Below are 19,606 nucleotides of genomic sequence, written 5' to 3'. Positions count from 1 at the left end.
GCCACGATGCCTCTGTGCCGCTTGTCGCATTTTAGGGGGGGATGGATTGATGGGGCTGCTGGACGCTATCGGCTGGGTAATCGGACGGCGCACCGTGCTCCGGGAAATGAAGGCTACGCCATTTCGGGAGGCTTGCGCGCTCGCAATTAATCAGAAGTTGAATGATACCAAGTTGCGAGAGCATTGGGCGCAGGAGACGATAGAGCGGATTGCGGATTGGCTTTGGCAGGAGTGCCTTGGTATTGAGGCGCATGAAAATCCCCGAGGTCGCTGCCGCTATTTGCTGATCGATCAGACGCTTGCACGGGCGAAGTTTGAGGTGCTGATTATGGATCCGGCACCCGGCAATAACCTGACCGGTCTAGTGGGTACTCAGGGCGTCACGGGCAAGTTGCACGGCCACATTGATGAGGTGTTTCGGGCGGACGAAGAACTGCGCGACATGACGGGCCTGCCATTGGATGAAGTAGATTGGCAGAGCGCCAACGACGTTGCGGTCCTCATGATGTGGAAGACCTACTGGATTTCATCCGTATTCAACGTTGCGCGCATCGCGCTGCATGACAATGCGGTAGATGATGACCGGGACTGGTATAAACCGTTTTTCCATGCGGCTTGCGTGGCATCGGAGTATTTCACGCGGCAGAATATCGGTCTGCCTAATGCAATCGAGAATGACCCGGATGGGATGGTGGCTCTCGCCTACAACACTTTCATGGAGTTTGCGCTAGGCGACGAGCCATACCCGCTAAAGGCTTGGCGCAATCACTATCGAGAATGGATCAACGATGGGCGGCTCAAGCCTCCATTTGGAACTGATTGATAGAGAGACGCGCATCTACAATGGCGGTTCTGCCCGGCTCTCGTACTCCTCCACCGCCTCGGCGCTAACGCGCCACAGTTTGCCTCCGAGCTTGAAGGCGCGAAGTTCCCCCGCGTTGATCCGATCATAGATGAACGTGTCGCTGCACTGCCAATAGGCGGCGAGTTGGGCGACGGTGTAGGGCCTTTCCTGCATGGTTCTCCCTCAGCAAAAAGGCAGGTCCGCTCCGTTGGGAACGAACCTGCCAAGATTGTTATTTGAGATATTCCGGGTGCGTCACCGGGAGCGAGCGCCAATCCTCTCGGATCGGGCGGCGCGATTGATTGAAGTTGCGGTTCACCGCGTAAGGCTTGCCGCCAATCATCTTGAGGGTTTCGCTCGGCAGGATCACACCGCGAGCGGTAGCCTGATGGTCATTGCCGATCGGATAGCCAGCGCCCAAGGGGTTGCCCTTGCCAGCCATCTTCGGGTGAGCCCGCGCCCACTGCGAGTTAAACTCGTCCTTGAATGCCTGCATCGGGACAAGGATGTTCGCGGAATTGCCCTCTGTGTCTCGCCCGATGATGTGGAGAGCCTTGGTCCCATTGGGGGCGTCCACGTAGTTGATGTCGAGGTTCGAACCGATGCCAGCCTTGAGGCCCGCGCGCTTGAGGCGGAAGTCAACCTGTGCACGGAATACCTTGTCGGCTTCGTCCTGCTGGAGGCCAAGCTGGACCCGGAACGGCTTGGTGCCCGGCGCTGCGCGCCACGCCTCGCCGCCTGCGATCTGGAGCGAGCCGTCCGCAGTTGCCGCGTTCAACGCCTCGGGGGCGAGGGCGGTAGCCGGGGTGTCGCTGTTCTGTAGCCCGAGGGCCACCCGCTCGCGCACCAAGTTCTGCATGACCCGGATGGCCTGCGTGGAGTACCGGGTGCCTAGCGGGTTGTACCATCCCGACTGCTTGGAGTTGACCGCAGAGGCCACAGCCTCGTCGGCGTCCTTGCGAAGGGCCGGGGGAACCTGTGCCGAGCTATAGCGAGCCGGGTCGCCAAACGCCTGCCGGTAAGCCGCCTCGGGTCCGATGGACTTGGCCAGCGTACCGAACGCGCGCATCTTCTCGTGATACTCGCCGAAGTATTCCGCCGTCATGCCGGGGTTGACCTTCATCATCCCCTGCCACGTTTGGTACGCCCGTCCGAAGTTCTTGCCGTACTGCTCCTCCAGAGAGCCCTTCAACGGGCCTAGAATGTCATTTTTGACGGCGGTTGAAGTGTAGTGCCCCACGGTAAAGGCGCGGGCGAGGCCGGTGAAGTCCCCATTGCGGAAGTCGCGCAGGGCGATGCGGTTGAAGTGCTTGGCCTCTACGCCGCCAGCGATAGCCGCTTCCACATCACCGCTGGCCCACGCGCCACCTGCTGCTACCGATGCTTCGCGATCATCGCGCTCGGCAATCTCGATCTGCGTCTGCCGATTAAACTCGCGGTCCTCAAGCTGCCATACTCGATCCTGCGCTCGTCGCCAGTTGGCCACCAGCATATCGGAGATGGACCGTACCTCGCCCTTGATGTCGGCGAAGTCGAACATCTCCTCATCAAGGCCGGTGTGACGTTTGAGCTTGGCGTTCATGGCCATTAGACGATTGGTGGCCTCGGTAGCCGTGAGGAAACCTTTGGCGCGCAGCGTCTCGTAGTCCGCCATATCGTCGCCAAGCAGCGAGATTGCGGCATCCTCCATGGCGCGCTGACCGTAGCGGTGCTTGGCGTCCTCCAGCTTGGTGCGCTGGTCATCGTCAAAGATGCTGTCGATGCCCGAGCGCTCCATGAGGGACACGGCGTAGAAGTTGCCGTTGGCCATCGCGTTGCGCATGAAGTCGTACATGCCCTTGCGGTAGGTCTCGTCGTCCATTCCCTCTGGCTTGACCATGCCGCCCAGGAACGCCTTGCCCGAAGCGATAAGCCCCGCGCTCGGTTCGTCGGTCGGGTCTGACATGCTGGCCTGCGCCTGCGCAGACTTCTGCAACGTGGTCGCGCTGTCGTTGGCTGCCAGCGTCCAAGCGTTGTTGGCCGTCTGTTGCTGATACTCGCGACGCTTCTTGGCCACGGCGTTCATAAGAGGGCCGCTCGCCTCGATAAGGCCAGACTGGATCATCTGGTTGGCGAACGGGTCGTTGGTCATAAGGGCGCGGGAAGCATCGGCTAAGCGTTTGGCCGCGTCCCGAGGGTCGAGCTTCTTAAGCTCGTCCATGTCGTCGTATTGCTGCTGCGTCCACTTATCGAGCGCGGCTTTCGCCGTGAAGAACTCCGCACCCTGCTCGAAAGCGGTGGGGCCGAAGATGCTATTAATGCCGCTGCTAGATTTGGTAAGCTCGTCAAGGGCCACGCCCTCCTGCGCTTTCTGGAAGCCTTCGAAGAAACGCTCCTGCTGCTTACGCTGGAGGTGGGGCTGCATTAGCTCCTCAAAGAAGGTGCCAAGCTGGCCCGCCGTGTTGCCGGGATCAGTCTGCGGGGTAGCATGGACCACCCCGCCTTGGTTCTCCCCGCCGATCACCTGCGCACGTGCACTGGCCCCGGATGCAGAGGGGCGGGCCTGCACAGGTGCAGCGCCCTGAAACGAAGCTCTGCCGCGTCACTTGCCGACTGTCATATCCAGTGGCCATCAATTAGCCGCCTGCGGCTGAGAAAGGACCGGCTTGCCGAAGGTGCCTGCCCCTTGGCCACCATTCACGGCAGCGCGGGCAGCCTCCTTGGCCGATGCGAAATCGGCGGGCATCGGCGGCATAGCTTTGCTGGCCGAGAGCGGGCCGACATACGGTATATTTGCCCACGCCTGCTGCGCCTTCGGAGCCACCATGCCCGTCACGCCGCCTCCGGTGGAAATCTGGCTGGTGGTGCGCACGATGGGGCTGCCGTCATTGGCGCGCCCCACGATCTGCCGCCCGGCGAGGGTGCTGGGGGCGGGTTCATCCGTGAAGGCAAACGTGCTCGTCCGGTGCTCCACGGCTTGCGCTAGCGGGGCTGCGTTGGCCGCCTCCTGAAAGTCTTGGCTGAACTCCGGAGGCTGTTCGCCATTCCGACTGGCGAGGGCGGTCATGTCCTGCGCGATCATCGGGGCGAGTGAGCGCACCGCGTTATCGTCGCCGGTCTGAATATAGCTGGACAGGGCCGCATCGTATTTGGCCACTGTGTCATCGTCGCTGGCTTCAACCAATCCGACCACCTTGGACAGCGCCGGAAGTAGGTCGGGGTTGGTGTCGGCAAACGTGTTCAGTGCGCGCTCGTAGGCACTGCGGGGATCTACCCCGCCAGCCATGATGCTGCGCGCCATCGAGGTGATGGCGTTGGCGTTATGGCCATTGTCGTGGATGAGGCAGAGAGCAGCGTTGATCTTGGCCCGCTGCTTAACGGTAAGGGTCATTCTTATTCCTGTTCGCGCGCATCGTTGGGATGGCGGGTGAGCCAAGCGGGTGAGCTAGTCACAAGCTGGTATTGAAGTTTGAATTGCTTCTGGCCTAGGTGCGGCTTTCCTGCTCGCTCCCAATCCTTAGCCGTCGCGCTAGCGACCCGCTCAGCCTCCTTTTGGCTCCCCGGACTAAGCCTGTCGTAGATCGGAGCGGGCCATTCCTCTCCGCCATGGTGTGGGAAACCGAGGCGCACGCGATCGCGCTCTCGAATAAGCGATAGAGAGACGCGAACGACTTCCAGAGGATTGCTCAGGTCGAACTCATCGGCGTCCCAAAGCCAGCTTCCGATGCACGACCACTGGCATTCTGTAACCGCAGCGTCCCCGTATTCGCGGCAGCGCTCTCGCAGTTCCTCAACGGTTTTCGGCCATGGAGTGTACGCGGCTCGCTCTTCAACATAGGCCGGTCGAAGTGCACGCGCGTCTCTGTCTCTTCGCGGCTGCTGCGCCCGAAGTTGCTCCAAGGTCATGCCCTTCGCTGCGGCGATCTTCCGCTGCTGCTGGAGCCATTCGCGCTTGGCACCGGCTCGGCCCGTATTCATGCTGGTCACGCTGCGATGAAGCCCCGGCTGAGGCCCCGGAAATAACGGTCGAACGCCTCGGCGGGATCGCTCGGGGCCAAGCTCATGATCTTGTTCGGGACGCGCTCGGGGTGCCGCTCGATTAGGAATGCGAATACGTTGTCCGGCAAGCCGCCGAAGCCGCCGACGCTGGCTCGGGTCGGTACGCTCTGCTGCGCATCCATGTCGTAAGCAGTGCGCGTGTAGTGGATCGTGAAGCTAGAGCGTAGCACGCCCTCCTCCGGCGTGTTGTCGATAACGCTGATGTCGCTCAGCCCGTCGAAGCGAGCATCCGCAACAGCTTTCACCTTAGCGGCTGCGGCTTTCTCGTGGGCCGTCCTGGCCTTTGCCAAATCGGAGGTCAGGTTCTTGACCCTTTCCTCCGCGTTCTTGAGCCGCGCTAGCAGGGCAACATCCTGCTCAGCTTCACGCAGATCGGCCTCAATGCGGAGGAGGTTGGCGTAAGTGGTAATGTTCATTCGGTCCTTGTGGTGGTTGTGCCGCGTCAGCGGCTGGAGAAAACTTGGTTGAAGAGAAAGCTCGGCGGCGTCCGCAGACGATCTGCCCGAGCCGTTTGGGCTGCGCTTACCGTATCAGCCGAGGCGGCTGTCTTGCGGGGGCGAAGCGTCATCGAGCGGGGCGCGGGATTATCAGCGTCGAAGGCTGCGGCCACCGCTCGCGCGGGGGTGGGGCCGGGCTTTCTGCGTCGGGCATATTCGGGGACGGGCAATCGCAGGATTTCCAGCGTTGCTCGGAGGCCAATCATCACGCGCCGGTCTGCGCGAGTGAAATAGGCTTCCGCCTCCTTGCTATTCAGGATGTCGTCGGTGACTGAAAATGTTGCCATAGGTCCTTCTTGGTGGTGGGGATCGGCAGCCGGGATGGCAGGCACGATCAGTCCCGTGAAATCATAGAGATGGCTCTCGCCCGTGCTCAGGCAGGCGCAGGCTCGGGGCTGAGGATGGCCAACGTGCGCTCAGCCAGATGGGGAGGGCAGGCATACAGGGTGCAGCGCCCGGCCTTGCTAAGCTCAACCCTGCCGATGTTCGCCAGCTTGCGCAGATAGCGCAGCGCGGTGTCCTCGCTCACTCCCGCCATGGTGCCGATGTCGGCAGCCGAGCGCGGGGAGCGATCTTGGTGGTATGCGGAGAGCAATGCCAAGCCGATGCAGGCACGACCCCATAGCTTCTCAAGCTGATTGAGGGTCTTTTGCGCCGATGTAGCCAGAGCTAGCGAATGGTCATTTGAAATTGTCACAATCCCTCCCGGTAACTGTGGGAGGCATCGGCGCAGATCACTGAGGAGCGCAATAGTTGGATGCAGCCTGCCTAATGATTTTATGGATATGTGTCTAATTAGCACCCGCTAATCTGGATATGCTACTTACAAGATGCTCGCAGCAATTGACCTTACGACAAGGTGTATGGTTTCAATCACTGCGAGCATTAGGTAGTTAAGCATCAAGCCAGTAGGAGTAAGCCACTGGTGGGGTAAGAGGAGAGTGCCAGTCTGCCGTGGTCCGGGGTCGGATGCGCTAGTGACCTGTGGGTGGCAGATTGTGGCTAAGCCGGGATGCTGGTCACGGCTATTGCTCTCCCCTTGGAATGATCCAGCATCGGCCTAAGCCTGCGACGCCGTTTCGCAGGCCCGAGGATGCACAATGAACGAATGCTAGGTCTAGCTGGATCAATCGAAAGGGAGATTGGAATGGAACCGGGGCGCTGGCTCCATGGTGATTATTTAATCTAGTATCACCATAGATTTGATAAGAAGGTTAGCCATGCCCTCCCCGGCCATATAGATCAGAGCTTGCGTGCAAGGTCTTAATCTAGCTGCCGTTGGAAGCAGGCTACGCATCACCATGAGTTTGATTAAGCGTTGAGCCGATGCCCTGCTAACCGTTAGTGTCCACTGGCTCACGCCATTGTACCTAACCCCGGAATGGCTAGCTGCTTGTTTAACGTCGAGCCGCGACGGCAACAGATTTCTTGTGCATGATGGTACCAATTCAGTCCACCGACGCGGAAAGCGTCTTCTGTGCGTGATGGTACCAATTCAACGGACACGTCCTGAAACGGTCGCGCATCGTGATTTCGGAAAGAGGTCGTGGAGTGCGCGAGCCATACGATCGAAGAGGCCCTGTGGGGCTCGCTACAGCCGCTTTCCGAGCTTGCCGCGAGGAAGGTCGCGAATAAGCGCCTCGGCGCTGTACGCCCTTTAAATCGCCCAATGGCTCAGGCCGCTGACGGCTCCTCCGCCTGCGCGGCGGTCGCATCGGATTTGCGCGCAGCATCCCGCTCCGCATCGAGTAGCAGCCGGGCGAGTGCGGGTTCGATTGGGCCACGCGCGGTAGTGCCTTCAGCCGTACCGGCCCACACCCATGTCCGCGTCCGCCTGATCCCTAGCACTGGCCACGCTCGGGAGAACATCGGCTCTCTGTCGCGCTCTCGTATCCGTTCTAGGTAATGGTCGAGGTCCAGATATATGGACACCTCTTGGCCGGGCTCAATGGTAAATGGTGGGTTGTGTCCAAGCCCGGTGTCCCCCGGCATCTGGACCGCGTATTTCCTGCGGAGGAATTTCGGCCATTGCCACGGCCAAGTACCCGTCCTCCAGCCGATGGTTCTGACATGGGCCACCCTCTGACCGACGTTGGTAACTGAGATCATCAGCAGGCGTTGCTCGGGCTGCCCACCTCCAATGGTCAGGCGTTCGCCCGCTTTGACCTTGAGCGTAGGGCGGCGCTCGGAGAGGGCTATCCAGAGGGAGACTACAACCGCAGCGAATGTTGCCGCCGCCCCAAGCAGTTGCCCAATTGCCGATAGCTTCGTCCAGAAAAGCTCTTGGTCGGTCATCCATGCCCCCAACTGACCCTAAGCGCGCTCAGCCGCTTTCAATACGTCGCTAACAGATTGCGGAGCCCACTTGCCACCTCGGGCAGTCATAATCCCCCGAGCGTTCAACTCGCTGGCGATGGCCCGGAGGCTAACGTGCCCCTCCGACCGAATGGTCTGGATGATCGGCGCTACGTCATCGGCAAACGCCTTGGCCTTGGCCCTGATCGCTTCGACCGCAGGGCCGTTACCCTGATACGCGCCGAACGCCTTCGCGCCCATTGGATTGCCGAGCTTCTGGCCTCGGGCCTTCGCGGCCGCCAGCGCGTCCTTGGTGCGCTTGCTGATAGCTTTACGTTCCGCCTGGGCGATTACCGCCATGATCTGAACCGTGGTTTCATTGGCTTCGGGCATATCCGCTGCAAGGAACTTGGTGCCTGCGTCCTGCAGCTTGGCAAGGAACGCCAGATTGCGACTGAGGCGGTCGAGCTTGGCGATTACCAGCGTTGCCCCTGTGACCTTTGCATGATGGAGCGCCTTGGCTAGCTCGGGCCGATCATCGCGCTTGCCGCTCTCAATCTCGACATACTCCCCGAGAGGTTCGCACCCGCGAGTGGCGCAGAACGCTTCGATGGCTGCCCGCTGGGCATCTAGGCCCAATCCGCTGCGTCCCTGCTTGGCGGTCGAGACGCGGTAGTAGTTGATCGTTCGCATGGTGGCTCCCGGTGCTTCTCGGGGCCATCTACGAGGGTTGTCAAGAATTGTCAAACGAACATTAGACTATTCTGGACGGGGTCATGTTTCGACATTTGGTGGGCAGGGTGGGGCACCCCAAGGGGGAATTTGCGCGCTTGTTAGATCGGAGTTGCCCTCTCGCGTAAGTGCCGCAAAAATGGGTCGTAGGGGGAACGCAATTGAAGCGCTACAGGGGCTCGGCTCAGTTTGGGCGATTGCAGGCGGTCTTGGCGCGCCGGAAAGCTATCGCTGCCAAGCCCGAACCTGCGCCGGATTGGATTGCTAGAATTGCGGGTCTCGGCGGTTTAACTGTTGCTGTCGCCGCGTTCGCGCTCCAATTCGCTGAGCGATCAACACCGTTCAACGTAGAGTTGTATGTCGCGCAACTGGCGTCATATCGGGAAGTAACGAGCGCGAGCAGAGAACTCACCCACGATCTTCCCGATTACGTGTTCTGGCCAGATCGCCAAAGTAAAGAGGCTCGTCAAAAGCTGAGGCATTTCCGTGATACGATGGAAGCCAACTCAATGATGTGGGATGAGCCGATAGCGCTCAGATTGGAAGAACTTGCACATTCGATAGACCTAGTTTTACTTGGTCTTGATGGAGGCACCGAGACTAATCCAACGGAGGGGCTATATATTCTCCACCAGCAGAAGCCGAAGGCGGGCGCATCACCCGAGCGCGTGCGGCTACTGACCCAAATCGCGGAGGCATCAGTAGATAGCGCTAGGTGGATGAAGCAAGAATTGGAGCGTCAGCGCCGCAGAGCTGAGCAGTCCCGCTGACCGGAGAGCGGGTTTGCAGCGCCACGTGTACTGAGGGGTTAAAAAGGGGGGGGCGCCATGCGTGAAATCATTCTCGCAGAAATAAGGAAGATCGCCCAGGCGAACGGAGGAAAAGCACCCGGAGTTGGGCTTTTCCGTACTGAAACCGGCATAAGCGAAAGCAAGTGGCGGGGCATCTATTGGGCGCGGTGGGGTGACGCGATTGCTGAGGCCGGGTTTTCTGCCAACGAATGGCAAGGGAAATTGGACAGCGCCGAGATGCTGCGAAGGTTGGCCGAGCTTGCGCGCGCGATGGGCCGCGTGCCTACCTATGCCGAACTGAACCTAGCCCGCCGCAGTGATCCGAGGGTCCCAAGCCCCAAGACCCTTTCGGGGCATTTCGCAGGTAGGGCGGAACTGATCAAAGCATTGCGCACCTACTGCGCAGCGCGAGCAAATCTGAGTGATGTCCTGCCATTGCTACCGAATGTGGTTGTTCCGCCTAGGGCTAAGCAGGGCCAAATATCCGAGGGATGGGTTTACCTCCTCAAGTCGGGATCACACTACAAGATTGGCCGTAGCGATCAGCTAGAGACGCGGGTCAAGAAGATCAGCATTGCCTTGCCAGAGGCAACCACGCTCGTTCACGCAATCCGGACCGATGACCCACCCGGCATCGAAGCCTACTGGCACCGCAGGTTCGATGATCGCCGAGCGAACGGGGAATGGTTCAAGTTGAGCGCGGCGGATGTTGCAGCGTTCACTCGGCGCAAGTTTCAATGATGGCCAGAGGGTCCGAGAGGCGACCAGCGCGATATTGGTTGGTCGAAGGACGAGACTTGTCAGGTACCATCATTCACAAGAGGGCCTATCCCCTAAGCCGCTATTCAGAATTGCAGATGAGCGCGTTGCTTCAAGCGATGACAGCGAAGTCGGCCTTAAGTTTTGACGAGATTGCCGGTGCTCTTTGCCGTCGCGGTAGTAGAACGGCGCTTCTTGAGGTCCAACACCTGCATGGGGAGCATTTCACACTGGCGTGTGGGCCGTCGTTAGACTGGACAGCGCGCGTTCTTCCTGCGGATGACGGGAGGTTGGAAGAATTAGCGCCTCACTAGGATAAAGTGGGACATTTGGGAGGGGGCAATGACAGGACAGATACGACAATGGCTCGGTCGGCTAACCGGCTTCTCAACGCCTATATTCGGCGCATCGTGGACGGCACCGCCAGCGGAACGTGACGTAGCCGCTGAGTTGCTGGCCCACCTTGAAGATCGGCGTGTCCTATACAACCCGAGCGATGCTGAGGTGGCACACCATTGTGTTCAGTCGGTCATGGAAATTCGGCATCTGCTGTCAGTGTTGCTAGCCAAGCTCGGGGGAGGCGGGGTTCTCGCTGACCACATCCGCGCGTTGGGTGCGGCCTCCAGACGGTTCCTAGATCGCGTAGGTCATTGGCATGATCCCGATTATGGCCACGTAGCTTCGCATGGCCATTGGCGTTCATGGGAATTCCTAGATGCCCTGGGGCAGATGCGCGGCATATTTGGGGTTCATATTGCGATTATCGCTGCACGCTACGGCCTTGAGGTCAAAGGGGACCTTGAGAGCATTCTTCCCGTCGAAGCACGGGCGCAAGAGTTCAAGAACGGATAAGGGTGAGCAATGAAGGCCATCGCGCTAATGCTAGCGGCACAGGCGCTCAGCGCCTCAAGCTTAACTCCGACTGCCTTTTACGTTGCTGGAGTGCAACAGGGCATGACATTAGCGGAGTATAACGCCCTGATTGCTAATGGCGATTTTAAATCGCAACCAGTCCAACCTAACACATATATTGCTACTATCAATCAACAGAATGTAGTTGTCACCTTCTGCCAAGACCATGTTGTAGGTGCAGTTGCCGAATATAGTTCATGGGAATGGATGCAGTCAATAAAGACACTTGAGGACGCCGGCTTCACATGGTCGCGTCCAGTTGTCACGCTGGACGCGAATGAGAGCGAGCTTCGGACTGGTTCGACGGTATTCGGTACGTTCGTTCCCAAGGGCTACACCTATGGCGTTATCCCGATGCTAAAGGCGGCGACCCTGAGGGGCCATGACATGCCGACTTTTCAGCTATCGTTCCAAGCCATCGAAAATCCCTGTCGCCAATAGGCGCCTTGCCCCGCGCGCAAAAACTGTTACATCCGCGTGTGCCAACGGTAACAGGTGCTCATAAAAAGTTCTTTGTTTTCCAATGGTTAAGCCGAAATCGTTCGATCCCCCTCGGCTCCACCATTTCCTTGATTTTGCTAGAAGGCAAAATCGTAGCAACCTAACTTCTCGCAGCGTTTGGTGATCCTCTTGCATCGATTCACGTCGATTCGGGTCAGCTTGACTGCGGGTGTTGCTGAACCTCAAGCAGAACGAGATCATCTACGTTAGGCGAGAGGCAAGATTTCGCTGCAAAGCGAGCCGCGAGCGCGGTCGAACTCCGCTGAGTAAGTCGGTCGCGCCCAATGGGCATCATGGCGCGCTCCACATGTCCGCGCGGTTGCGGGAACAAAGAGGATCCTGGTTGGCGCTCAATGCATAGGTCGGACCCCGCCCAAGGACGGGGGGCGATTGGTTCGCAATTGGCGACCTGCTAGGTGCAATCCCATCGTGGGGAGATGTCGTCGGAGCAATCGCATTCCGGCCTTGATCATTAGTCAATTTGGGCCGAGCTTCCTCGTTCATTCCGTCGCAAAAGTGCCGGGCTTTACGTGATTTTACGACATATTAACTATAATCTCCTCTAAGATATGTAGAGGGACTGCTAGCCTGCGGCACCATTTGGATCCGGTGAGCTGGCCTGTCCGACAGAACCGGGGCGTTGCGTGTGGCTTACATATTGGTTGCCGACGATGACGACTTGCTCGGCGAACTGCTCCGCTTCAAGCTGGAGGATGCGGGGCACGACGTCACTATCGTCGAGGAGGGCGGGGCAGCGCTGGTGCAAGCGTTGAGCGGGGCATTCGACCTGCTCGTGCTTGATGCGATGATGCCGGTACTTTCGGGGCTCGAGGTGCTAAAGTCGCTGCGCGCTGATGAGCGCGGCCGCGCGCTGCCCGTCGTCATGCTGACCTCGCGCAAGGCGCGCGAAGACGTGGTGACCGCGCTGGAGGCGGGGGCCAACGACTATCTCACCAAGCCGTTCATTCCCGACGAGCTCGTCGTGCGCGTGAATGCGATACTGCGATCGGAGGACGCGCGTGCGAAGCGGTCGAGCGGCGCTTAGCGCATTCGCCGCGGCGCTGTCGCTCGCCGTCCAACCCGCGGTTGCGCAGGCCGGACAGCGCGATACCTTGATCCGCGAAGCCGCCGCCGCGCGCGAGGCGCGGGATTTCGCCCGGGCGATCCGGCTGCTCGAAAGCGCCCGCGCCGATCACCCCGACGATCCCGAGATCCTGCGGCTGCTCGGCACCAACTATGCCTTCGCCAAGCGATATGACGAGGCGATCGCCACGCTGTCCCATGCGCGCGACGTCGCGCCCGGCGACCTCGACATCCGCCTGGCATTGACGCGCGCCTATTTCTGGGCCGGACGGTCCGGTGAGGCGGAATCCGAGCTCCGCGGGATCGAGGCACATGACCCGGGCAACGCCGAAGCGCCGGCGCTGCGCCGTCAGATCGATGCGACTGCGACAGGCGCTGTCCCGTCGTCGGGATTGCGCCGCGGCGGCATCGCGCTGTGGAGCTCGATCTCCGACGTATCGCTGGCGTCCGGCGACGACCGCACCTGGTGGACGGCGGGCGCGTCGATCTACGGCACCGTTGCGCCGCGCACGACGCTTACTGCGCAGGTAGAGCGCGAGGCGCGGGGAGGGGGGCTGATCGATACCTATCTGCTTGCGCGGGTCGATCACGGATTCTCGCCGTCGCTCCGCGTCTATCTGGCGGTCGCGGGGACGCCCAACGCCGACTTCCGCGAGCACTGGAGCCTGCGGGGCGGCATCGAGGGGGATGTCGGCGGGCCGGTCACGTTGCTGCTCGACGCGCGTCATGCCGATTACGGACATACCAACGTGACGGCGCTGGAGCCGGGCGCGCGCCTCGCGATCGGACCGATCCGCGGCAGCGCGACGATCCGGATGATCAATCTGTGGGACGAGACCAATCACTATCGGAGCGGCTGGTCCGGGCGGCTCGACAGCGAGCTCGGCAACGGCATGTTATTGTTCGGCGGCGCCGCCACCTACCCGGATACCCAGGCCGGCGTCACCCGCCGCCTCCATGCCGCCTTCGCCGGCGTCCAGTTCCCGATCGGTGATCGCTGGAGCCTGCGGCTGACCGGCGACTATGAGAAGCGCCGCCAAAGCTATGAGCGGAAGGGCGCGACGGTCGGCCTCCAGATGCGGTTCTGATGATCCATCTGCCGGCCATTGCCGATGCGCTGGCGCGGATCGCGATCCTGGTGTCGGTTTACGGCGCGCTGGTGATGGCGGCCTTCCTGTTGTTTCTGGTGATGCGCCGCGATCGCAAGGAGCGGCGCCTCGCCCAGTCGCAGACCAATGCCCGCGCGCTGTTGCGCGAGGTCATGACCGCCGTCACGCGCGGCGGCGAGACCGGTCCTGCTTATGCCAAGGCGATCGATGAAGAGCGGCTGGCCGCGGTCACTCATCTGAGCCAGCTCGTGCGCGGCGAGGATCGCGAGCGGCTGACCGAGTTCGTCGAGCGGAGCCGGCTGCTCGAGGCGATCGCCGACCGCGCGCGCCGCGGCAGCCGGGCGAAGCGCGTGGACGCGATCCGGCTGCTGGGGAACATCGGCGGGGCGCAGGCCGTGTCCACGCTGACCGGCATCATCCGCGATGATCGCGATCCGGCGCTTCAGCTGGAGGCGGCGGCGATGCTGGCCAAGCTGTCCGCGCTGCCGGCGCCCGACGTGCTGATCACCGCGCTCGATCTCGAACGGGCATCGGTCTCGCGTGTCCACCGCGCGTTGTTCCGTGCACTGGCGCCGGCCCATGCTGCGGAGCTGAGGCGTCTCGCCGGTCGTCGGCTGCCGTCGGGCCTGCGTGCGGTGATCATCGACGCGCTCGGCTGGACGGGCGATTACTCGGGGCTTCCCGCGCTCGCCGAAGCGGCGAAGGATCCCGATCCCGAAATCCGCCTCTCCGCGCTGCGCGCCGCGCGCAGGATCGATCATCCGGCAAGCGCGGGCTGGGTCCTCGCGCTGCTCGACGATCCCGACGAGACGGTGCGAGCGCAGGCGGCGCTTGGCTGCGCGGCCCTGGGCTTGCGCCGGGCTGTCCCGCAGCTCGACGCGATGCGGACGGACAAATCTGCTTGGGTCCGGTTGCGTGCGGGCGAGGCGCTTCAGGCCCTGCGGAGGGCGCCGGCATGACCTGGGATACGCTCGGCAACTGGGGCGAGGCGATCGGCCTCGGGCTGCTGGTCGCGGCGAGCGTGCTGAGCTTTGCCGTCGTCAGCCTGCGCAACCTGATCTCGACGGTGCAGCTGCTGATCGCCGCCTGGGTGTTCCGCACTCGTATCCGGCCGGCGCGCCGCTCCTACGATCTGTGGACGCGCTATTCGGACCTCGCCCTGCCGGTGTCGGTCATCGCCCCCTGCTACAATGAGGCGCTGTCGATCGCCGACAGCGTGCGCGCGCTGCTCGCGCTCGAATATCCGCAGCACGAGGTGATCGTCGTCAACGACGGCTCCAAGGACGCGACGCTGGCCACGCTGATCGAAGAGTTCGCACTACATCCGGTCGAGCGCGAGCAACTCGCGGAGCTGCAGCAGACCCGCATCCTCGGCGTCTATGCCTCGGCGAACCATGCCAACCTGCTCGTCATCGACAAGGAGAACGGGCGCAAGGCCGATGCGGTCAACGCCGGCATCGGCTTCGCCACCGCGCCCTTGGTTTGCGTGATCGACGCCGATTCGATCATCGAGCCCGACGGGCTGCTGCGCGCGACCGAGCCGTTCATGACCGACGACGGCAGCCTGGTCGCGGTCGGCGGCGCGATCCGTATCGTCAACGGGTCGATCGTGCAGGGCGGGCACGTCCGCAAGATCCAGCTGCCGAAGGGGTGGCTGCCGCGCTACCAGATCCTCGAATATCTGCGCGCCTTCCTGACCGCGCGCATCGCCAATGCGCAGCTCAACATGCTGACACTGATCTCCGGCGCGTTCGGCATCTTCCGCCGATCGGTGCTGGTCGAGGTCGGCGGCTATCGCCACGACACCGTCGGCGAGGACCTGGAGGTCGTCACCCGCATCCATCGCCATATGCGCGAGCAGAAGCGCCGTTACCGCATCGGCTTCGTGCCGGAGGTGGTGTGCTGGACCGAGGCGCCGTTCGAGATGACCGGGCTTCGCAACCAGCGCTCGCGCTGGGAGCAGGGCGCGCTGGAGACGTTGGTGCGGCATCGGCGCATGATCCTCAACCCGCGTTACGGCCGGATCGGCCTGGTCGCGATGCCGATGATCGTGCTCGAGGACGTGCTCGGCCCGCCGTGCGAACTGATCGGCTATGTTTCGCTGCCGATCCTCTATGCGCTCGGCCTGTCGAGTGGCGTGGTGGTGCTCGCCTTCTTCTCGCTGACCGTGTTGTTCGGCACAGCGCTCAGCCTCGGCACGCTGGTGCTGGAGGAGCTCCAGCTGCGGCGCACGCCCAGCGCGCGCGACCTGCTGATGATCGGCGTCGCGGCGGTCGTCGAAAATCTGGGATACCGTCAGATCAATCTCGTCTTCCGTCTGCGCGGCATCTGGCGTTTCCTGCGCAAGGATTCGACCTGGGCGGCGGTGCCGCGCGCCGGCTTCACCCGGAGCTGATCGCAGGGTCGCTCTGCTCGTCCCCATTCGCGAGCAGGATCAGACAGAGGTTCACTTCCGCGCGCAGGGCGTCGTCGCCGGCCTCCCCGGCGACCGCGTCCTCGATGCGCCGCACCGCCTCGCCGAGATCGGCATCGCCGAACATCGCCGCCGTGCCCGCCAGCTTGTGTGCGAGCGTGCGCAGCTCGTTGCGCTCGGCGGGCGCGATCGGCCCTTCCGAGGCGGCGGCCGCGGAAAAGGCGGCAGCGGCCTTCGTACGGAAATCGGCGTAGCGAGCGCGCAGCCGCTCGATCGCCGGATCGTTCGGTTGCGGGGGTGGCGGTGCGCTTTCTTCGGTGCCGCTTTCGACGAGGCGATCGAGGGCCGACTGCAGCTCGCGCAGCTGGATCGGCTTGGCGACGTGACCCTGCATTCCCGCCGCGAAGCAGGCCGCGATGTCGTCCTCATAGGCATTGGCCGTCAGCGCGACGATCGGCAGCGTCGCGGCGTCATATCCCTTGGCACGCAGCCGGCGTGTCGCCTCGAGCCCGTCGAGCTCGGGCATCTGTACGTCCATCAGCACGATGTCATAGGGCTCGCCTCGCGCTGCGGCTTCGTCCACGCGCGCGATTGCCTCCGCACCGTTGGCGGCGACATCGACCCGGCAGCCGAGCCGCTCCAGCAGGGCGGTGGCGAGGATTTGGTTGATGTCGTGATCCTCGGCGAGCAGTACCCGGCGTGTAGCGGGCGAGGGCTTGATCGCAGGCGTCGGTGCCGATCGTGGCGTGGAAGGGACAGGCTCGCTCGCCTCGACGAGCGGCAAAGTCAGGATCATCGTGGTGCCTTCGCCCGGTATGCTGCGCAGCGACAATGTCCCGCCCATCAGCTCGGCCAGCTTGCGGCTGATCGCGAGCCCGAGGCCGGTGCCGCCGAAGCGCCGGGTGGTGGTCTCGCTTTCCTGCACGAACTCGTCGAAGATCGCCGCCTGCCGTTCCGGCGCGATGCCGACGCCGGTATCGGTCACCTCGATGATCCCGCGCCTTTCCTCGTCCCCGTCGACGCGGGCGCTCAGCGTCACGCCGCCTTCTTCGGTGAACTTGATCGCGTTGCCGATCAGGTTGGCGAGGATCTGGCGAAGGCGCAGGCTGTCACCGACGATATGCTTCGGGAAATCGTCCGCCAGGTCGAGCGTCAGCGCGAGCCCCTTGCGCTCGGCGGCGACCGACATCAGCCTGAGCGCGCTCTTGAGCGCATGGTGGACGTCGAACGGCTCGTTGACGATCGTCATCCGCCCGGCATCGATCTTCGACAGATCGAGGATGTCGTTGAGCAGGCGCATCATCGTACGACCGGATTCGGCGATCAGCTGAGCGTGGCGCCGCTGTTCGTCGTCGAGCTCGCTTTCGAGCAGCAGCTCGGTGAAGCCGATCACGCCGTTCATCGGCGTGCGGATCTCGTGGCTCATGTTCGCGAGAAAATGGGATTTCGCCTCCGCCGCCGCTTCCGCGCGCTGCCGCGCCTCGTCGCGCTGCATCTCGAGCTGCTTCCTGCGTGTCACGTCGCGGATTGAGGCGATGACCTCCGTCGGGGCGTTGGTCGCGGAATCGCGGACCAGCTTGCTGTTCGCCTCGAGCCAGACCCAGTCGTCGGCGCCGCCGGAACGATGCGACCGGTAGATTACCGTGGTCGCCTCGATCTCGCCTAGCGCCAGAGCCAGATAGGCGTCGAGGACCATGTCGCGATCGTCCGGATGGAAGCGCGTCAGCATGTTCCGGCCGACGAGTTGCTCGGGCGTGACGCCGAGCACGTCTCTGACGGACGGCGTGGCGAAGATGCAATGGCCGTCGAGCGTCATGCGGACTACCGCATCGGTGACGTTCTCGGCGAACAGCTTGAGCTGTTCCTCGCGTGCCGCGAGCTCGATCTCGGCATGCTTGCGGTCGGTTATGTCGGCGACCACGCCGATGAAGCCCGTGCGCTCGCCGGCGGAGTCGAATTCGGCGGCGCTGACGACGCGGATCCATGTCTCGCGGCCACCTTTCGTGCGGAAATTGAGCTCACGCGAGGAGGTGTCGCCCGGCCGATCGAGGCCGCTGCCGGAGGGCTTCCGTTCGAATTCGGCCAGGTTGATCAGCGCATTGCGCCAGCCGTGACCGAGTGATTCGCTTTCGCTCAACCCGGTGATGCGGCTCCACGCGGCGTTCACATAGGTGAGGCCGCCGTCGCGACCCGCGCGATAGATTCCGACCGGCGCCGCATCCGCGAGCGTCCGGAAACGTGCCTCGCTTGCCTCGAGCGCCGCCACGCTGGCGCGTTGTTCGGTGATGTCGCGGATATTGCCGGAGGTTCCGACGAATCTTCCATCTGCATCGCGCATGGCGCGCACGCTGACCTCGACGTCGCGAATGTCGCCGTCCGCGCGGGTGAAGCGCTGCCGGAGCACGCATTCGTCGAGCTCGCCCGACACGATCCGCGGATAGATGCTCTTGGCTTCCTCATAGTCCTCGGGCCGGAGCAGCCTGGTCGTCGGCCAGCCGAGGCTTTCCGCCACGGTGTAGCCGGTGATCTGCGTCCAGGCGGGATTGAGGAACGTCCAACGCCCATCGGCATCGGTGCGGAACACGATCTCGCGCATGTTCTCGAGGATCGAGCGGGCGAAGTCACGGCTCTCGCGAAGCTCCTGTTGAACCTCTCGCAATCTCTGTACCGCCGCCGCCACCGGCAAGGCCGAGCCGAAGGTGAAGAGCAGGAAGGTCTGCAGCACGAGTATCTTGGTGGCGAGGGCTCCCTGAACCAGATGCACGGGACCGTAGCCCATGGTCGTCGCGACCGAGGCGATCAGCGCGATGATCGAGGTCGTGATCGCGGCACCGAACGTTCCGAGGCGGAACGCAGCCACCATCACAAAGGGGGTAGCGATGAACAGGAGCGGGAATCGGTTCTGGAAGAACACCGCGATCGTGATCGCCGTGCCGACCAGCAGGATCGCTGCCCATTCGATCGCAGTGCGGCGGTCGAGGTGCGGGGCGTGCTTGAAGCCGTGAAAGAGAATTGCCAGGATGGGCGTGACGACGAGCAGGCCGAGGCCGTCGGCGAGTACCCAGCTGATCCATACGTCGGGAGCGACGATGTCGCCTGGCGCCGCCAGTACAAACATGGCTATCACGCCTGAGGTGGCCGGGGCCACGATACCCCCGAGCAATGCGAGCCAGGCCATCGGCTGGAGCTTGCCGAGGTCCGGCCGGCACCCCGCGGCCCAATGCAGGCCGAGCACGACGATGGTGATCTCGACACTGTTGCAGAACGCCAGGCCCAGGGCGTGGCGCGCATCGTCGCCGACCGTGAAGTTTGCGGCGGCGTTTGCGATGAAGCTGGGAACGATGAACCAGCCGAAACCCGCTCGTTCATAGCGAAGCATTATCGCGACGAGGAAAGCGTTCGGTAGCCACAGTGCTGCGATGCGTCCGGTATCGCGGGTCAGGACAATACTGCCCCACGCGAGAAACGCGAACGCGGCGGCGGCAAGCAACGGCACGAGCAGGCCTGGCGCCTCGGCAGGATCGGCTTCGATCTCGTTCACCGCGATAGAATGGATCGTGATTTGCACCCAGGCAACACTCTCGCATCTTCTCGGTCCAATGATGCCGACCTCGTCCCAGCATCATTCCTGC

Annotated in this window: 17 protein-coding genes and 1 pseudogene; 9 read left to right on the top strand and 9 right to left on the bottom strand. The window is 62.5% G+C overall.

Going from position 1 to position 19,606, the window contains the following annotated elements:
- The first annotated feature begins 49 nt into the window (after positions 1-49).
- Complete coding sequence (locus tag AC2YHA_RS09560; RefSeq protein WP_487401303.1) at positions 50-823, top strand: hypothetical protein; 774 nt, start codon at positions 50-52, stop codon at positions 821-823.
- 15 nt (positions 824-838) lie between these two features.
- On the opposite strand, the gene AC2YHA_RS09555 is transcribed toward AC2YHA_RS09560, so the two are convergent.
- The 8 genes from AC2YHA_RS09555 to AC2YHA_RS09520 form a co-directional block, all read right to left on the bottom strand.
- Positions 839-1,018: a helix-turn-helix domain-containing protein gene (locus AC2YHA_RS09555; RefSeq protein ID WP_487401302.1), complete on the bottom strand. Its 180-nt coding sequence runs from the start codon at positions 1,016-1,018 to the stop codon at positions 839-841.
- A 58-nt stretch (positions 1,019-1,076) separates the two neighbouring features.
- Entirely contained in the window at positions 1,077-3,392 is a 2,316-nt protein-coding gene (locus AC2YHA_RS09550; RefSeq protein ID WP_487401301.1) for a hypothetical protein, read from the bottom strand.
- A 63-nt stretch (positions 3,393-3,455) separates the two neighbouring features.
- The gene (locus AC2YHA_RS09545) at positions 3,456-4,214 is read right to left on the bottom strand and encodes a hypothetical protein (RefSeq protein ID WP_487401300.1); all 759 of its coding nucleotides are present in this window, start codon (positions 4,212-4,214) and stop codon (positions 3,456-3,458) included.
- Positions 4,215-4,806: 592 nt separating this feature from the next.
- The gene (locus tag AC2YHA_RS09540) at positions 4,807-5,298 is read right to left on the bottom strand and encodes a hypothetical protein (protein WP_487401299.1); all 492 of its coding nucleotides are present in this window, start codon (positions 5,296-5,298) and stop codon (positions 4,807-4,809) included.
- A 26-nt stretch (positions 5,299-5,324) separates the two neighbouring features.
- Positions 5,325-5,666, bottom strand: a complete 342-nt coding sequence (locus tag AC2YHA_RS09535; RefSeq protein WP_487401298.1) for a hypothetical protein — start codon at positions 5,664-5,666, stop codon at positions 5,325-5,327.
- An 86-nt stretch (positions 5,667-5,752) separates the two neighbouring features.
- Positions 5,753-6,076 carry a hypothetical protein gene (locus tag AC2YHA_RS09530; RefSeq protein ID WP_487401297.1) on the bottom strand — a complete coding sequence of 108 codons (324 nt, stop codon included), beginning with the start codon at positions 6,074-6,076 and terminating at the stop codon, positions 5,753-5,755.
- Between the two features lie 977 nt (positions 6,077-7,053).
- The gene (locus tag AC2YHA_RS09525; protein WP_487401296.1) at positions 7,054-7,674 is read right to left on the bottom strand and encodes a hypothetical protein; all 621 of its coding nucleotides are present in this window, start codon (positions 7,672-7,674) and stop codon (positions 7,054-7,056) included.
- Between the two features lie 18 nt (positions 7,675-7,692).
- Entirely contained in the window at positions 7,693-8,367 is a 675-nt protein-coding gene (locus tag AC2YHA_RS09520; protein WP_487401295.1) for a recombinase family protein, read from the bottom strand.
- 200 nt (positions 8,368-8,567) lie between these two features.
- Between AC2YHA_RS09520 and AC2YHA_RS09515 the strand changes: the two genes are divergently transcribed.
- The 8 genes and pseudogenes from AC2YHA_RS09515 to AC2YHA_RS09480 all read left to right on the top strand — a co-directional run bounded on the left by AC2YHA_RS09515 (position 8,568) and on the right by AC2YHA_RS09480 (position 15,956).
- Entirely contained in the window at positions 8,568-9,176 is a 609-nt protein-coding gene (locus tag AC2YHA_RS09515) for a hypothetical protein (protein ID WP_487401294.1), read from the top strand.
- 57 nt (positions 9,177-9,233) lie between these two features.
- Positions 9,234-9,938, top strand: a complete 705-nt coding sequence (locus tag AC2YHA_RS09510; RefSeq protein ID WP_487401293.1) for a GIY-YIG nuclease family protein — start codon at positions 9,234-9,236, stop codon at positions 9,936-9,938.
- 360 nt (positions 9,939-10,298) lie between these two features.
- A complete protein-coding gene (locus AC2YHA_RS09505; RefSeq protein WP_487401292.1) occupies positions 10,299-10,808 on the top strand; it encodes a DUF6650 family protein in 510 nt (169 codons plus the stop codon).
- 9 nt (positions 10,809-10,817) lie between these two features.
- The gene (locus AC2YHA_RS09500) at positions 10,818-11,309 is read left to right on the top strand and encodes a hypothetical protein (RefSeq protein ID WP_487401291.1); all 492 of its coding nucleotides are present in this window, start codon (positions 10,818-10,820) and stop codon (positions 11,307-11,309) included.
- 706 nt (positions 11,310-12,015) lie between these two features.
- A pseudogene (locus AC2YHA_RS09495) lies at positions 12,016-12,375 on the top strand (response regulator transcription factor); the annotation flags it as partial.
- Positions 12,376-12,388: 13 nt separating this feature from the next.
- Positions 12,389-13,540: a YaiO family outer membrane beta-barrel protein gene (locus tag AC2YHA_RS09490; protein WP_487401290.1), complete on the top strand. Its 1,152-nt coding sequence runs from the start codon at positions 12,389-12,391 to the stop codon at positions 13,538-13,540.
- Positions 13,540-14,520 (top strand): HEAT repeat domain-containing protein, encoded by a 981-nt coding sequence (locus AC2YHA_RS09485; RefSeq protein ID WP_487401289.1) that lies wholly within the window; start codon positions 13,540-13,542, stop codon positions 14,518-14,520. The genes AC2YHA_RS09490 and AC2YHA_RS09485 overlap by 1 nt, the downstream gene beginning before the upstream one ends.
- On the top strand, positions 14,517-15,956 hold the full coding sequence (locus AC2YHA_RS09480; protein ID WP_487401288.1) for a glycosyltransferase family 2 protein: 1,440 nt from the start codon (positions 14,517-14,519) through the stop codon (positions 15,954-15,956). Before AC2YHA_RS09485 ends, AC2YHA_RS09480 begins: the two co-directional genes overlap by 4 nt.
- Here AC2YHA_RS09480 and AC2YHA_RS09475 read toward each other — a convergent pair.
- The gene (locus tag AC2YHA_RS09475) at positions 15,943-19,542 is read right to left on the bottom strand and encodes a PAS domain S-box protein (RefSeq protein WP_487401287.1); all 3,600 of its coding nucleotides are present in this window, start codon (positions 19,540-19,542) and stop codon (positions 15,943-15,945) included. The two genes, AC2YHA_RS09480 and AC2YHA_RS09475, sit on opposite strands and share 14 nt — an antisense overlap.
- Positions 19,543-19,606 lie beyond the last annotated feature (64 nt).

The sequence above is a fragment of the Sphingomonas sp. SRI_018 genome (genome assembly GCF_057586275.1).
The sequence above is the reverse complement of the archived record's forward strand: the minus strand, read 5'-3'. Positions and strand labels throughout refer to the sequence as shown.

Excerpts from the sequence above, each read along its gene's own strand:
- AC2YHA_RS09525 (WP_487401296.1), bottom strand. The coding sequence starts at position 7,674 with ATGACCGACCAAGAGCTTTTCTGGACGAAGCTATCGGCAATTGGGCAA.
- AC2YHA_RS09535 (WP_487401298.1), bottom strand. The coding sequence starts at position 5,666 with ATGGCAACATTTTCAGTCACCGACGACATCCTGAATAGCAAGGAGGCG.
- AC2YHA_RS09485 (WP_487401289.1), top strand. The coding sequence starts at position 13,540 with ATGATCCATCTGCCGGCCATTGCCGATGCGCTGGCGCGGATCGCGATC.
- AC2YHA_RS09555 (WP_487401302.1), bottom strand. The coding sequence starts at position 1,018 with ATGCAGGAAAGGCCCTACACCGTCGCCCAACTCGCCGCCTATTGGCAG.
- AC2YHA_RS09520 (WP_487401295.1), bottom strand. The coding sequence starts at position 8,367 with ATGCGAACGATCAACTACTACCGCGTCTCGACCGCCAAGCAGGGACGC.
- AC2YHA_RS09545 (WP_487401300.1), bottom strand. The coding sequence starts at position 4,214 with ATGACCCTTACCGTTAAGCAGCGGGCCAAGATCAACGCTGCTCTCTGC.
- AC2YHA_RS09510 (WP_487401293.1), top strand. The coding sequence starts at position 9,234 with ATGCGTGAAATCATTCTCGCAGAAATAAGGAAGATCGCCCAGGCGAAC.
- AC2YHA_RS09480 (WP_487401288.1), top strand. The coding sequence starts at position 14,517 with ATGACCTGGGATACGCTCGGCAACTGGGGCGAGGCGATCGGCCTCGGG.
- AC2YHA_RS09560 (WP_487401303.1), top strand. The coding sequence starts at position 50 with ATGGGGCTGCTGGACGCTATCGGCTGGGTAATCGGACGGCGCACCGTG.
- AC2YHA_RS09505 (WP_487401292.1), top strand. The coding sequence starts at position 10,299 with ATGACAGGACAGATACGACAATGGCTCGGTCGGCTAACCGGCTTCTCA.
- AC2YHA_RS09540 (WP_487401299.1), bottom strand. The coding sequence starts at position 5,298 with ATGAACATTACCACTTACGCCAACCTCCTCCGCATTGAGGCCGATCTG.
- AC2YHA_RS09500 (WP_487401291.1), top strand. The coding sequence starts at position 10,818 with ATGAAGGCCATCGCGCTAATGCTAGCGGCACAGGCGCTCAGCGCCTCA.